The organism is Actinoplanes sichuanensis (assembly GCF_033097365.1).
GTDB lineage: Bacteria > Actinomycetota > Actinomycetes > Mycobacteriales > Micromonosporaceae > Actinoplanes > Actinoplanes sichuanensis.
In genome coordinates this window covers 4,752,538-4,765,725 of the sequence record NZ_AP028461.1, presented here as the reverse complement: position 1 = coordinate 4,765,725, position 13,188 = coordinate 4,752,538, and the positions used below count along the sequence as shown (strand labels likewise).

At 69.2% G+C, this 13,188-nt stretch carries 10 protein-coding genes; 3 read left to right on the top strand and 7 right to left on the bottom strand.

Annotated features, from left to right (window positions below; all coding sequences use genetic code 11):
• Positions 1-4: 4 nt before the first annotated feature.
• Together Q0Z83_RS21925 and Q0Z83_RS21920 are read right to left on the bottom strand one after the other, a co-directional pair.
• Positions 5-1,342, bottom strand: a complete 1,338-nt coding sequence (locus Q0Z83_RS21925) for an FxsB family cyclophane-forming radical SAM/SPASM peptide maturase (protein ID WP_317795831.1) — start codon at positions 1,340-1,342, stop codon at positions 5-7.
• Positions 1,343-1,571: 229 nt separating this feature from the next.
• Positions 1,572-1,883 carry a CU044_2847 family protein gene (locus Q0Z83_RS21920; RefSeq protein WP_317795830.1) on the bottom strand — a complete coding sequence of 104 codons (312 nt, stop codon included), beginning with the start codon at positions 1,881-1,883 and terminating at the stop codon, positions 1,572-1,574.
• 191 nt (positions 1,884-2,074) lie between these two features.
• On the opposite strand from Q0Z83_RS21920, the gene Q0Z83_RS21915 reads away from it, so the two are divergent.
• From Q0Z83_RS21915 to Q0Z83_RS21905, 3 genes are read left to right on the top strand one after another with little or no spacing between them, the layout of a single operon-like run.
• The gene (locus Q0Z83_RS21915; RefSeq protein ID WP_317795829.1) at positions 2,075-2,458 is read left to right on the top strand and encodes a hypothetical protein; all 384 of its coding nucleotides are present in this window, start codon (positions 2,075-2,077) and stop codon (positions 2,456-2,458) included.
• A complete protein-coding gene (locus tag Q0Z83_RS21910) occupies positions 2,458-4,161 on the top strand; it encodes a glycoside hydrolase family 6 protein (protein ID WP_317795828.1) in 1,704 nt (567 codons plus the stop codon). The genes Q0Z83_RS21915 and Q0Z83_RS21910 overlap by 1 nt, the downstream gene beginning before the upstream one ends.
• 9 nt (positions 4,162-4,170) lie before the next feature.
• The gene (locus Q0Z83_RS21905; protein WP_317795827.1) at positions 4,171-6,759 is read left to right on the top strand and encodes a glycoside hydrolase family 9 protein; all 2,589 of its coding nucleotides are present in this window, start codon (positions 4,171-4,173) and stop codon (positions 6,757-6,759) included.
• A gap of 208 nt (positions 6,760-6,967) precedes the next feature.
• Here Q0Z83_RS21905 and Q0Z83_RS21900 read toward each other — a convergent pair whose 3' ends face one another.
• The 5 genes from Q0Z83_RS21900 to Q0Z83_RS21880 form a co-directional block, all read right to left on the bottom strand.
• Positions 6,968-8,371 carry an FAD-dependent monooxygenase gene (locus Q0Z83_RS21900; protein ID WP_317795826.1) on the bottom strand — a complete coding sequence of 468 codons (1,404 nt, stop codon included), beginning with the start codon at positions 8,369-8,371 and terminating at the stop codon, positions 6,968-6,970.
• 38 nt (positions 8,372-8,409) lie between these two features.
• The gene (locus Q0Z83_RS21895; protein ID WP_317795825.1) at positions 8,410-10,404 is read right to left on the bottom strand and encodes an ATP-binding protein; all 1,995 of its coding nucleotides are present in this window, start codon (positions 10,402-10,404) and stop codon (positions 8,410-8,412) included.
• 40 nt (positions 10,405-10,444) lie between these two features.
• Positions 10,445-11,767, bottom strand: a complete 1,323-nt coding sequence (gntF, locus tag Q0Z83_RS21890; RefSeq protein ID WP_317795824.1) for a guanitoxin biosynthesis pre-guanitoxin forming N-methyltransferase GntF — start codon at positions 11,765-11,767, stop codon at positions 10,445-10,447.
• A 170-nt stretch (positions 11,768-11,937) separates the two neighbouring features.
• Positions 11,938-12,609 (bottom strand): hypothetical protein, encoded by a 672-nt coding sequence (locus Q0Z83_RS21885; protein ID WP_317795823.1) that lies wholly within the window; start codon positions 12,607-12,609, stop codon positions 11,938-11,940.
• Positions 12,594-13,133 carry a hypothetical protein gene (locus Q0Z83_RS21880; RefSeq protein WP_317795822.1) on the bottom strand — a complete coding sequence of 180 codons (540 nt, stop codon included), beginning with the start codon at positions 13,131-13,133 and terminating at the stop codon, positions 12,594-12,596. The genes Q0Z83_RS21885 and Q0Z83_RS21880 overlap by 16 nt, the downstream gene beginning before the upstream one ends.
• Positions 13,134-13,188 lie beyond the last annotated feature (55 nt).

The following is a 13,188-nucleotide window of genomic DNA, read 5'->3' as shown; positions in this document are numbered from 1 at the left end:
TCGCTCAGGTCCCGATCTCGGGGTGGTCCGCTGTCAGGCGGCGGCGGATGTGGCCGATCAACACCAGCATGTCGTCGCAGTACACGGTCGGGTGACGGAAGCCGTCGCCCGGCCGGTATCGGTGTGCGTAGTGCCCCGCGCCGCACAAGCGATGTACGGGACATTCGATGCACTCGGCGGACAGCGCACGGATGCCGATCTGGCGGGCGACCACCCCCGGATGCTCCAGTGCCGAGTCGAACGGATCGGTGAGCACGCTCGAACCGGTGACGCAGGCCCCGGGGTAGGCGCTCTTGAGGGAGTCGACCTGCTCGATCGACCCGTCCGACTCGACCACCGCCACGGCGATCGGGCTCAGCCCGACCTGTTCGGATCGGCTGTACCCGCCGAGCACGAGGTCCATGATCTCCTCGAACAGCCGGATCCCGGTCTCCTGGCTCGTCGTGGAGTACCACCGATCGAATACCTCGATGAGCCATCGGCCGTAGGCTTCAGCACGCCCTGCCGGCCGATATGGGGGTGACGCCCAGTTCGCGTGGGGGAGAAGCAGGTCGATGTGCGGCGGGCGATGGCGGAGAAGACTCTCGTAGGTGTCGACGGGATCCGCGTCGACGTCCACGGTGCACAGGATGCCGGCGAACGCCGGACGGAGCCGTGGACTTCGCAGCAGATCCAACGCTCTTTCAAGGGCGGCGTGGCTGCCCGCACCGTTGCGGAATCGCCTTCGTCGATCGTGGCTTTCCGCTGTGCCATCGAGGCTGACACCGATCCGAACCCCCGCATCGGCCAGCCGTGTCGCAACATTCTCGGTCAGCAGAACACCATTCGTCTGCATACCGATGTCAACGGTGCAGGACTCCGGAATCGCGGCCCGAACGTCGGCTATCAGGCGAAGGAGGCGATCGGGGCCCGCCAGCAGAGGCTCTCCGCCGTGCAGGATGACACCGATCTGTGTGAGCCGGTGGTCGCGCACATGCTCGGCGATCCGTCGAGCGGCGGCCTGCCAGACCGCGGTGGACATGAGCTTCGGCCGGTCGCGCCAGCTCTGATCGGCCATTTCGTACACGTAGCAGTAGTCACACGCGAGGTTGCAGAGCTGGTGGACCTTGAGGACGAACTCGCGAAACGGGGTGGGCTCCCAGCCCTCACCCCGAAGTGCCGCGACGTCGAGCTGCCGGTATGGCCATATCGCTGGGTGGTGGATCCCCACCGAAGTTGCTGAAACACGCGTAGATCTCATCGGGATGTGCCTCCCGCATTTCTCGCCGTCGTAATGCCGTGGCCAGCGGAGAAGGGAGAGGGGGAGGTCCGCCGTCAGAAACAGACTCGCTCTGCCGATCATCGGCGTGCTTCATCGGCAGGCCTCCCGTGTGGCTGTGGGCACCGGAGTACGGCGCCTTTGCCGAATCACCATGTACATGTTCGTCGGAGCGGCTGCGGCATGAGGCATCGACGAGTCTCATCCCCTCTGCCGACCGTGACTCTCAGACCACCATACGTGGACGGTGGGTGGTTTCCTAGCCGCGGCTTCGGCGGTTAGAGATCGAGATCTCTCGATTTTTGCCGGGGTGCTACGGCTGATCAGGGCCTTTCATCTGCCACCGCATGATGACCTTGAAGTGCGCTTCGCCGGCAGACTCCGCGATGACGAAGCCGGTCTTGGCCGTCACCTTGAGGCCCAGTTCGACCTCGACCTCTGCCGGTGGCTTGGGGGTGGCCAGGACCTTCTTGATCGCCGTCGCCCCCATACGGACGACCTGGGCCACCGCGTCGTCGAACCGGGCGGCCACCTCTCCGACCCTCTCGCCGGCGCGAACTCGGGTCAAGCCGAGATCACTCACTTCGACGGTGATCGACTCGTCATCGTCGATCGGCAGTTCCATGAAGGCAGACACTGATCCTCCTGTCGCACGGGACTCCATAGTGCACGTCCGCTGCCATGGTCGGCGGCTCTCGACAGGACGGTGTTCGGCCACCCGTGAAGGGCCGGCGAAAGTGGGAGGAAAGCGGGCGGTAAGGGCCAGACGTGAGGCTGATTCCGAACGGGACATCAGTCGTCACGAGAGGGTCCACCATGCACCGCATCACCAAGATCGCCACGTTCGCTCTGGCCGCGACCTCCGTCGCCGTGGCCATCCCCTCCACCGCGATGGCCGCGGCCAACCCGGTGGAGGGCTACACCCGCACCGACACCGGCTGGACGGCGTACACCTTCCAGCGCCACGACGTCAACGGCGGCACGATCACCTTCAAGCCGAACAACCTGTCCAGCGGGGGTGTCTGCATCCGGCTCAAGAGCGTGCGGACCGGTGCCATCTTCAGCGACACCATCTGCTGGACCGACCACTCGACCCGCACCCTGGCCACCGGCGTGCTGGCCGGCACCGTCTTCACCATCCAGGCCCGCAAGCAGGCCTCCGGCACGGACACCTTCTGGTCCGGGACGATGAATTACTGATGCGCGATCACTTCCGCCTGATCACCCTGGCGGTCGTGATGGCCACCGGCATCGTGGCGCCCGTGACGGCGGCGGGCGCCACGACGTCGGTCAAATCCGACACCCTGGGTCTATTCCACCCCGCGGATCGTACGGTCCGGTTGCGCACCTCATTGTCGGCCGGACCGCCGGACGTGCTGCCGTACGTGATCGGGGTCAGCGGTGACGTCCCGGTCGTCGGCGACTGGAACGGCGACGGCGTCGACGGCACCGGCTACTACCGCAACAGCGACCACACCTTCCACCTCCGCGACGTGCTCGACACCACCGGCCCGTCGGACCACGCGTTCGTCGCGGACTTCGCGCTGCCCGGCGACGTCCCGGTCATCGGCGACTGGGACGGCGACGGACGGGACGGCATCGGCACGTACCGCCCCAGCGATCTGACCTTCCGACTGCGCAACCTGCGCAACAGCGGCCCGGCCGACTATCAGTTCGCCTCGGGGGCGGCCGGCGACAAACCGGTGGCCGGCGACTGGAACGGCGACGGCAAGGACAGCGTCGGCCTCTTCCGACCCGGCACCGGCAACTTCCACCTGCGTAACGCCCTCAGCTCCGGCGCGTCCAACTACGCGTTCGACCACCCGCGGGTCGACCCCGGCGACCTCCCGGTCATCGGCGACTGGGACGGCGACGGCATCGACACCGCCGGGGCCTACAGGAATTCATCTCGTACGTTCACCGCGCTCGCCGCCAACAACGCGACAGCCGCGGTGACGGCGTCGTATGTCACCGGCAGCAGTGGAGACCAGCCGCTGGCCGGCGACTGGAGACTCGACGTGGCCGACCCCGACCCGGCCCAGCTGGCCCGGGTCTACGGCTTCTACGCCGACCCGGCCGGCCACGCCACGCAATGGGTCGCGGCCAACAGCGGCGACCCCCGCGCCGGTCCGATCCGGCAGTCGATCGCCGGGCGTCCCGGTGCGAGCTGGTTCGGCAACTGGAGTGGTGACATCTACGACGCCGTGGACGCGTACGTGTCGGCGGCCGAGGCGGTGCACCAGGTTCCGATAATCGTCGCGTACAACATCCCGGGCCGCGACTGTGGCGGAGCGTCCGGCGGTGGGGCGGGCAGCCCTACGGCGTACCGGGAATGGATCGATGATTTCGCCGCCGGTGTCGGTGACCGCCCCGCTCTGGTGATCATCGAACCGGACGCGCTGGCCCAGGCCCATTCCGGCTGCATCCCGGACAGCGGCGACCTGCAGACCCGGTTCGACCTGATCAGGTACGCGATCAACGCGTTCGGCGGACACGCCTGGACGTACGCCGACGGCGGCAATGCCAACTGGTGGAGCGCCGAGGAGATGTCGGCCCGACTGACCCGCGCCGGTGTCGCCGACGCCCGCGGCGTGGCGATCAACGTCTCCAATTTCTACACCACCGCCCAGTCCACCACCTACGGCGACGCCATCCGGGCCGGTGTGGGCAAGCCGTACCTGATCGATACCAGTCGGAACGGCGCCGGCGGCACACCCGGCGACTGGTGCAACCCGGCCAGCGCCCGGCTGGGTGCCCCCTCGAAAGTCGGGAGCGGGGGAGCGGAGTTCCTGGTCTGGGTCAAGGTCGCCGGCGACTCGGACGGGCCGTGCGGCATCGGTGCGGGCATTCCGGCCGGCACTTTCAGCCCGGCGCTCGCCGTACATCTCATCAATGGAAGTTAGGGAATCGACGTGAGACTCAAAGTCTTCGCAGGGCTCTCCGCCGCTGCCCTGATCGGCAGCACCATTGTCGGCGTGAGCGCGGCACCGGCCGCGGTCACCTCCTTCATCCGGGTCAACCAGGTCGGATATCCGGCCGACGGGCCGAAAACCGCATTCCTGCTCGGTACGGCCGCGCAGGCCGGCACCGCGTTCCAGGTCGTCGACGGGGCCGGGACGCAGGTGCTGTCCGGCACCGTCGGCACCAGTCTCGGCTCGTGGAACAGCTCCTACACCGCGGTCGCGCCGATCGATTTCTCGGCGCTGCGGACCGCGGGTCGGTACAGCATCCGGGTCAGCGGTGTGACGACCTCGCCGACCTTTTCGGTGGGCACGGCGAACAGTCTTTACGCTCCGGTGTCGGCCACGATGACCAGATTCTTTCAAGCCAATCGCGACGGTACGAACGTGCTACCGACCGTGATGAACCGTAAGGCGTCGCACCTCGCGGACACGTCGGCAACCGTCTACAAGACGCCGACGTTCAACGAGGAGGGCGCCATCGTCGGCGGGTTGACCAAGGCACAGACGGCGACGGTGGACGTGTCGGGCGGCTGGTTCGACGCGGGGGACTACCTCAAATTCACGCACACCGCGGCGTACACCCTCGACACGCTCTTGATCGCGCAGCGATCCGGATCGCCGGACGCGGCCCGGGCGGCCGAGATCGATTTCGGTCTGGACTGGCTCGACAAGATGTGGGACGACCAGACCAACGTGCTGTACGCGCAGGTCGGCATCGGTGGCGGCGACGATGAGACCTACTTCGGCGACCACGACACGTGGCGGCTGCCGGAGACCGACGACACCATCACCGACCCGGCCGGCACCGACCTGTACTACGTGCGGCACCGGCCGGTGTTCCGGGCCAACGAGCCCGGCTCGAAACTGAGCCCGAACCTGGCCGGGCGGGTGTCGGCCGCCTTCGCGATCGCCGCCCAGGTCCACGCGACCAGCGATCCCACCCGGGCACGGTCCGAACTCGCCAAGGCGGCCGCGATCTACGGTCTCGCGAAGACCACCTCGGTCGGCGAGCTCGTCACGACGTTCCCGCACGACTACTACGGCGAGGACCTCTGGACCGACGACATGGCGTTCGGTGGCGTCGAGCTGCACCTCGCCGCCAAGGCCCTGGGCGACAGCCGGGCGGCGACCTGGCTCACCCAGGCGGCCCAGTGGTCGCGGCAGTACCTGGACGGCGACGAGCACGACACGCTCAACCTGTACGACGTCGGCTCCCTGGCGATCGCCGACCTGGCCACCGTCATCGGCTCGGGCGCCGCCGTCACCCGCGCCGAACTCGTCTCCGCGCTGGAGGAACAGCTCGACGCGGGCATGGCCCGAGCCGACGCCGACCGGTTCCGCGCCGGAGCCGTCTACAACGACTACGACTCGACGTCGCACACGTTCGGCCTCATCGCGCAGGCCGCCCGCTACCGCGACGTCACCGGCAGCACCCGGTACGCGACCTTCGCCCAGCAGCAGGCGAACTGGATCCTCGGCGGCAACCCCTGGGGTGTCTCGCTGATCGTGGGGGTCGGCAGCACGTACCCGAAATGCCCGCACCACCAGATCGCCAACCTCACCGGTGCCGTCCTGGCCGGCGCGGCGGTCAACGGCCCCAACGGTACCGACACCTTCGACGACCTCGAACCCGGCGACGACGTCCGCACCTGCCCCGCCGACGGGGTGGACCGGTTCGCGGCGTTCAACGGCAACGGTGCCCGCTACATGGACCGGGTGGAGGCGTGGATGAGCAACGAACCGGCGATCGACTTCACCTCGACCGGTGCGGTGGCGTTCAGCCTGCTCGGACCGGGTGCGCCGGCCACCGGGCCGGTCACGCACGCCGACACCATCGGTGTCTTCCGGCCGTCGAACCACACGGCGTACCTGCGTACCAGCATCACGCCGGGTAACAGCGACGTGCCCGCGTTCGCGATCGGTGACGGCTCGCAGACGCCGGTCATCGGCGACTGGGACGGCGACGGCGTCGACGGGTGGGGCTGGTTCGACCCGGCCGACCGGACGTTCCACCTGCGTGACGCTCTGAACGCGAACGCGGCGCCGGAGATCGTCTTCGTCGCCGGCTACGCGGCGAACGGGGACGTGCCGATCGCCGGTGACTGGGACGGCGACGGTAAGGACACCGTGGGCACCTGGCGGCCCAGCGACCAGCTGGTCCGGCTGCGCAACACCAACGCGGCCGGTTCGGCGGAGGTGACGCAGTCGTTCGGGAAGTCGACGAGCACGCTGCTGACCGGTGACTGGGACGCCGACGGCCGCGACAGCCTGGGCTACTACGAGCCGGCCGACCGGTCGTTCCACCTGCGTAACGCACTGACCGGCAGCGGGGCATCCGACTTCACGTTCGTGTATGGCTCGGTCGGTGACAAGCCGGTGGTCGGCGACTGGAACGCCGACGGCCGGGACACGGTCGGTATCTGGCGGCCGTCGACGAAGGAGTTCAACCTGCGCAACACACACCAGTCCGGAGACGCCGACATCAGGGCGGCGTACGGCACACCCACGGACCGCCCGATGGTGGGGGACTGGCGTTGACATCCTCTGCGCCCTGACCGCGCGGGTGGGTTACCGCTTTCCACTGCTGTGCCCGCGTTCGATGGGACGAAGACTCCACCAGGCTACGAGCGAAGGCCCGGACCTGGCAGCGCCACGATGCTGCCCGGCCCGGGCCGCCGGCTTTCCACCGCTTGATCTGGTCGGGGCCGGCACAAGACCGGCTACCCGCAGCCTTTCGGCGACGCTCTCATCGGGCACCCGCGGTGACGGCGTCCAGAAGTTCGGCGCGGGACGGCCCGGGCAGCGGGTACTGCGGCGCCGGCAGGCCGAGGGCCAGGACCCGGTCGCGCAGGCCCGGCGTCGCGAAGACTTCGTCGGGGGTGTTCAGCAACGAGCTGATCGACAGGTAGCCGCGCAGCGCTCCGGGGTCGCGGAGTGCGGCGGCGAACAGCGCCTTCGAAGCGAGCCAGCGCGGGTCGTCCGGCCGGTACGGCACACCGGCGACGTCACCGTCGATCTCGGCCAGCCGGTGCGTGTCGACGTAGCTGGTGGCGCGGTAGAGCGGTTCGACGACCTGTGCCGTGGCCTCGTCGAACCGGTGGACCAGCTTGTCGTGGTCGGCGGCACCGACCTCGCGGAGGACGTCGCGCAGGACGCGGGCGTGGATGATGGCGAAGGAGGCGCCGCGGCCCAGCGACGGGTTGGTGCAGGCCCACGCGTCGCCGACCGCGACGACGCCGGTGGCTACCGGGCGGCCGTCGACGACGTACCGGCGCAGCCTGTCCTCCAGCCCGGCCATCACGTCCACACCGGTGATCGGTTCGCCGCCCAGCCACGGTACGGCCGCCGGATAGCGGCTCACCGCCGCCGACCAGACCGCCGGTTCGCGGAGTGCCCGTAGCACCTTGTCCTTGCCGCTGGTGGTCAGCACGACGCTCCAGGTGCCGTGGTCGGCCGGCAGCGTCAGCACCGACAGCGAGTCGTACGGTTGGATCAGCATCGACGTGATCTCGGGGAGCCGGCCGTGCGGCGACCGGAAGTGGCGGGCGTAGTAGACGAAGCCCGCGTCGGCTCGTTCCTCGGCGACCGGCCGTGCCCCGGCCGCGGCCAGCCGGGCGGGCAGTGCGGACCGGCGGCCGCCACAGTCGATCACGAGGTCGGAGTCGACCGTGCCGCCGGTGGTGGTGACACCGGTGACCCGGGGGACCGGGTGGCGGCCGTCGGTGCGTACGCCGACGACTCGTACGCCGCGCCGGATGGTGACCCCGGCAGTGGCGGCGGCCGCCGCCAGCGCTGCCTCCAGGACCGGGCGGCGAGCCGTCACCGTGGTGAACCGGTCGTCGTCGTCGCGGTCCGGGCCGCGGATCTCCGGCGGCAGGGCCGCCAACGGGTTGATCACGACGGCGCCGGCTTCGCGCACGGCGGCCGCGGCGTCGGGCAGTTCGGCGCGCAACTCCGCCCACCAGCGCGGCAGCAGATAGTGCGGCAGCCGGAACTGGTTCACCCCGGGCCGGTCCCAGTCGTCCCACGGCCGGTCGGCGGGCGCGGCCGGGTCACGTTCCAGGACGGTCACCTGGTGACCGTCACGGTTGAGCATCATCGCGGTGGTCAGGCCGGCGAGGCCGGCACCAAGAATCGTTGTCGTCGTCATGGACCGAGGATGTGGCCGAGCGCTGCTCACTCTCCAGGTCAGTCGCCGGTCGTTTCCTGTCCGGTCTCGCCGGCCCAGAGTCGTTCGGTGAGCTCGTCCACCGCCTTGGCGAGGTGCCGCCGGTAGGTACTGAACGGCAGGCCGAGCACCTCCGCCGCGGCTTCCTGGGTGGGAGCGGGACTGACGTACGTGCGGTGCAGCACCGCGCGGAGCCGATCACCGCGCGGCAGCCCGGCCAGCTCGTCCACCGCCGTGCGCAACGCCGTGCGCACCGCGGCGGCGTCGGTGCCCAGATGGGTGCCGACCAGGCGTGACGCGGCGAGCCGGTCCGGCCGGCACAGGTTCGGCAGCGCGGCGCGTACGGCGGCGTCGAACGTGTCCCGGCTCAGCGGCGCGGGCTGTTGCATGCAGTCCGGTGGTGGGCCGGTGCCGCCGGACTGCTCCCGTTCCTGCATGAGTTCGAGCCAGGCGTGGACTCCGAAGCGGCGCCAGTCGTTGCCGTACACCACGTGACGCCGGCCGTCGAAGGTCACCTCGAGGATCTCGCGGAAGGCGAGATAGTCGAAGAAGGGGCCCCAGAACGACGGTTCCACCGACACGATGAAAGCCCACGCGAGCGGCCGGCCGCACCATTCGATGATCGAGGAGATGGAACCGGCGAAGACCGCGTACGCGTCACTCTGCTCGCCGTCGTGACCGAACATGAACCGCGATACGTCGATCTGCTCACCGGGTCTCAAGGGTGCGGTGCGGGCGACATGATCGAGAATCGCACGTATCACCGGATCCTGATTTTCGGTGAGGGAACCGGACGGGCATCGCGCGTGGTAGACGAAGCCGCCGATGCCGTCCCCGACACGCACCACACTGGCACCGGCCGGCCGCTCGGTGAACCAGCCGTGGGCCAGCTCGGCCGACCGGGGACCCACATGAGTGCCGATCAGCTCGGCGGCACCGGGAAGTTCCTCCGGGCGCGCCCGCGCCAGTGCGACGGTTCCGTCCGTTGCCACGGCGCGGAACTGGGCGCTGAACGGACCTTCCCGGTGCAGCTGGGCGAGTTGCTGTGCGAGCAGCTGACGATGCGTGCCGGAGGAGGTGAGCAGACCGGTGACGACGTAGTCGTGGATGATCCTGTGCAGATCGCGGTAACGGTCGGGGAAGCGCCGCTCGAACTCGGCCTCCAGAACGGCGCGCGTCAAGTCGTGCGGTGTCAGGCCGTGCGGCCTGACGGTGACGAACGGCCGATCCCGCAGCCACTCCCAGACCCGCGGTGCGTCGTCGCCGACCGTCCGCCGCAACAGGTCCTCGGTGGTCAGCAACACCTTGGCGCAGGTGCCCAGGCCGACCAGGTGGGCGTCGGTCGGTGCGTCGTGCACCATCGACGCGATCAGTGCCGAGATCAGGTCCGGCGCGTCGGCGAGGGTTTTCGGCACCGTGCCGGTCAGCGCCGCGTCGGCGAGCAGGGCGAGCGCGAGTGGGTGGCCACGGCCCAACCGCATGATCGCCTCCCGGTCCGGTGCGGCGACACCGGCCCGCTCGAGCAGGGCGGTGCTGTCGGCCTCGTCCAGGTTGCCCAGGCAGTGCACGGCGACCAGTCCCCGCCAGCCCAGATCGGCCCGCCAGGCCGGCGCGGGCGCGTCGCGGCCGGCGACGACCACGACACCGTCGGCGGGCAGAGTGGGGATGAGGTCGCGGCGTAACCAGCCGTCGATCGGGGCGAGATGCTCGTATCCGTCGACCAGCAGCACCGGCGCGGTGCCGGTGTCGGCTGACTGGACGGCGTGCACGAAGCCTTCCGGGGACGGATCGAGAGCGCTGCCGTCCAGGTAGACGGCGCGACGGCCGGCTCGCCGCGCCCGGCTGCGCAGATACAGCAGGAGAGTGGTCTTGCCGACGCCGCCGGGACCGTGGACGAACAGCACGCGGCGCTCCGACCGTCCGGCCAGGGCGTCGTCGAAGGCGGCCACCTGCGCCGCTCGGCCGACGAAGCCCTGCCACCGAACGTCGTCCATGACGTCGCCCAGGTTCGCCATGAAGAACAGTGTCGGCGTCCCGGCGGGGCCGTGCCGGCAACTAGCCGACAATCCGCGTGCGGGCCGGCTGGGCGCGGTATGCCCGGCAGAGAAGGATCGCGGTGTAGCCGTGGGAATCGTGCTGAGCCGTGTGTATCACTTCGATCCCCTCGTGCGGCAGGTCGAAGTCGGGCCGTAGGGCCGCCCGCAGGTCACGCTCGTCGATGTCGGCGCCGGGGAAGGTCTTGCCGCCGACCGTGTATCCGCGGCACCGGCGCAATGCCGCGGTGAGGAAGAGACCGCCCGGCTGAACCAGGCCGGTGATATGACGCATGAACAGTTCCCAGGTGGCGCGGTCGCCGGTCGCCGAGTCCGCGCAGTAGGCGCTGACCACCGTCGGGTAGTTCCGATTCACCGGTTGTGGGTGGCGGGCGTCCACCCGTACCAAGGTGGTGATCTTTGCTCTGGTGAGGTCTTCGCGTGCGGTCACGTCGTCGTCGGTCGGGCCGGTGTTGCCCTCGCACTGCAGGGTGTAGCGGACGAATGGCCGCCAGTCGTGGGCGTCCGGTGCACGGTCGATCCATCGTTGGATCTCGGCCAGGTTCTCCGGCAGATAGTCGCCGAGATGGATCTCGGATGCTGTCTCGGCGCACGCGAACACGTGATGCAGGGTGGGACCGGTCCCGAAGTAGAGGATCGGCTGATCGCGTTCGGCGTGCCGCATCGCGTCGACGAGGAACGCGATCGTTGCGATCTCGTCCGGCTCGACGGTGCGGTAGTAGTCGGTGAGGTACTCGGCCGGCACCCAGTCCGTGTCGAACGACGCGGGTCCGCATCGTCGGCGAAGGAGGATCCGGGTGAGGCGGGCGAGTGCGGCTTCGTAGAGCGCGGCGCCGAGGTTGGCGCCGGCGAGGAAGACGAGTGCCTCATCAGTGGTGATCGAGTCGGTTACGGCGGCGGCACCGAACGCGGCCGTGTAGTACGGCACCTCCTTGGCGACCTCGGTGCCGGTGTATCCCACGGCGGCGGCCAGGCGAGCGGCGCGGCCCTCGCCCCACCGGCGTCGGGTGATGTCGTACGCCAGTTTGGACAGCACGTTGGTGCTCGTCCCGGTCGCTGACAGCAGAGACGCGTTCGCCTTCACGTTGGCGTGCAGCCCGAACACCCAGACCGTGTAGGTCACGAGGAGGAAGGCCAGCACCGGTCGATGGCCGAGTTCGGCGAGTGACCCGGAGGCGACCAGACCGGCTCCGGCGGCGGTCGCGCAGACGTCCAACGCGTAGGTGGACGCTGCGGTGGCCGCCAGGCTGGCGGTCCAGGCGGCGGGCGGGGACATCGGTGAGCGCGTGGCGTCGTCTGTCGGCGGAACGAGCGATCGGACCATGGGTTGCCTCCGGACGGTGACGCTTGGAGGACCCAGAGTCGGCGGTGCGGATACTCACTTGCCAGGTCAGATCATGGTCAGTCGCTGTTCGCTCCGGTGATGTCGTCTTCGACGAGGGCGGCAGCCGGTTTCGTACCGGGCGGCCGTAGCCGCCCGGTCCTCTCGGCTGGTCAGCTCCAGTTGCCGGCGACGGCGAGGTCGCCGGGCTCACCCCAGTTGTTGAGCGTGGTCACGCCCCGCATGTACCACTGCTTCGTACTCGGACGCCGCACGCCGGGTTCGTCGATCCCGTCGGCGTTCCAGTCACCGGCCACCGGCTGATCACCGGGCTCACCCCAGTTGTCGACATGACCACCACCGCGCAGATACCAGCGTTTCTCACTGGGCCGGAACACCCCCGGCTCGTCACGGCCGTCACCGTTCCAGTCACCGGCCACCGGCAGATCGTTCGGCTCACCCCAGTTGTCGACATGACCGCCACCCAGCAGATACCAGCGTTTCTCACTGGGCCGGAACACCCCCGGCTCGTCACGGCCGTCACCGTCCCAGTCACCGGCCACCACCAGATCACCGGGCTCACCCCAGTTCTCGACATGCCCGTAGCCATGCAGATACCAGCGATGCTCACTCGCCCGGAACACCCCCGGCTCGTCGACACCGTCACCGTCCCAGTCACCGGCGACCGGCAGATCACCCGGTATGCCCCAGTTGGTCAGGCTGCCGTTGGCTCGGAAGATCCAGTCGTTGACGCCGGGCCGGAACACGCCCGGGCCGTCCGGTTGCCGGGCCGTCCACCAGGTCGTCTGGCGGCGGGCGCCGGCCCAGCTCATCTCGAAGTGCACGTGGTTGGTGTGGCACTGCTGGCCGAGCCGTTGCAGGCGTACGCCTCCCAGGTCTTCGATCCGCCGGGGGTGAGGAAGATGATCCGCCGGTTCCAGATGATGAAGTTGATCCCGAGGCGGCGGGCCATCGCGTGCTTGTTGCCGTACTTGTCGGTCGCGAGCAGCCAGTTCAGTACGGTGTTGACCTTGTCGACGTCGGCGGCGTCGGTCGTGTCGTTGCCCCAGTCCCAGGCGCGGCCCTGGTCGTGGCCGCCCGGGCCGCTCAGGTCGCAGGCCTCCACGAAGTCGATCGAGTTGCCCAGGCCGTACCGGTTCTTGATGAACGACCGGAAGTCCTGCATGCCGGGTTTGATTCCGGCGTCGCAGCTGCCGACCTCGTCGTTGGCGGCGTAGGGGTCGATCGCCCGGTTGAACGGCGGGATGACCGGCGGCGTCGCCGCCCGGGCCGCGACCGGTGTCAGCAGGACGGCGGCCGCTGACAGAACCGCCGTCAGCATCGCGTCACGGCGCAATCTTCTTCGCACGGATTTTCCTCTCCCTCGGATTTCCGGTCGGATTCCGAGGCTAGGAAAAGCCGCT

Coding starts and splice junctions, on each gene's coding strand:
- Q0Z83_RS21925 (WP_317795831.1), bottom strand. CDS start 1,342: ATGATCGGCAGAGCGAGTCTGTTTCTGACGGCGGACCTCCCCCTCTCC.
- Q0Z83_RS21895 (WP_317795825.1), bottom strand. CDS start 10,404: ATGGCGAACCTGGGCGACGTCATGGACGACGTTCGGTGGCAGGGCTTC.
- Q0Z83_RS21910 (WP_317795828.1), top strand. CDS start 2,458: ATGCGCGATCACTTCCGCCTGATCACCCTGGCGGTCGTGATGGCCACC.
- Q0Z83_RS21900 (WP_317795826.1), bottom strand. CDS start 8,371: ATGACGACGACAACGATTCTTGGTGCCGGCCTCGCCGGCCTGACCACC.
- gntF (WP_317795824.1), bottom strand. CDS start 11,767: ATGGTCCGATCGCTCGTTCCGCCGACAGACGACGCCACGCGCTCACCG.
- Q0Z83_RS21920 (WP_317795830.1), bottom strand. CDS start 1,883: ATGGAACTGCCGATCGACGATGACGAGTCGATCACCGTCGAAGTGAGT.
- Q0Z83_RS21915 (WP_317795829.1), top strand. CDS start 2,075: ATGCACCGCATCACCAAGATCGCCACGTTCGCTCTGGCCGCGACCTCC.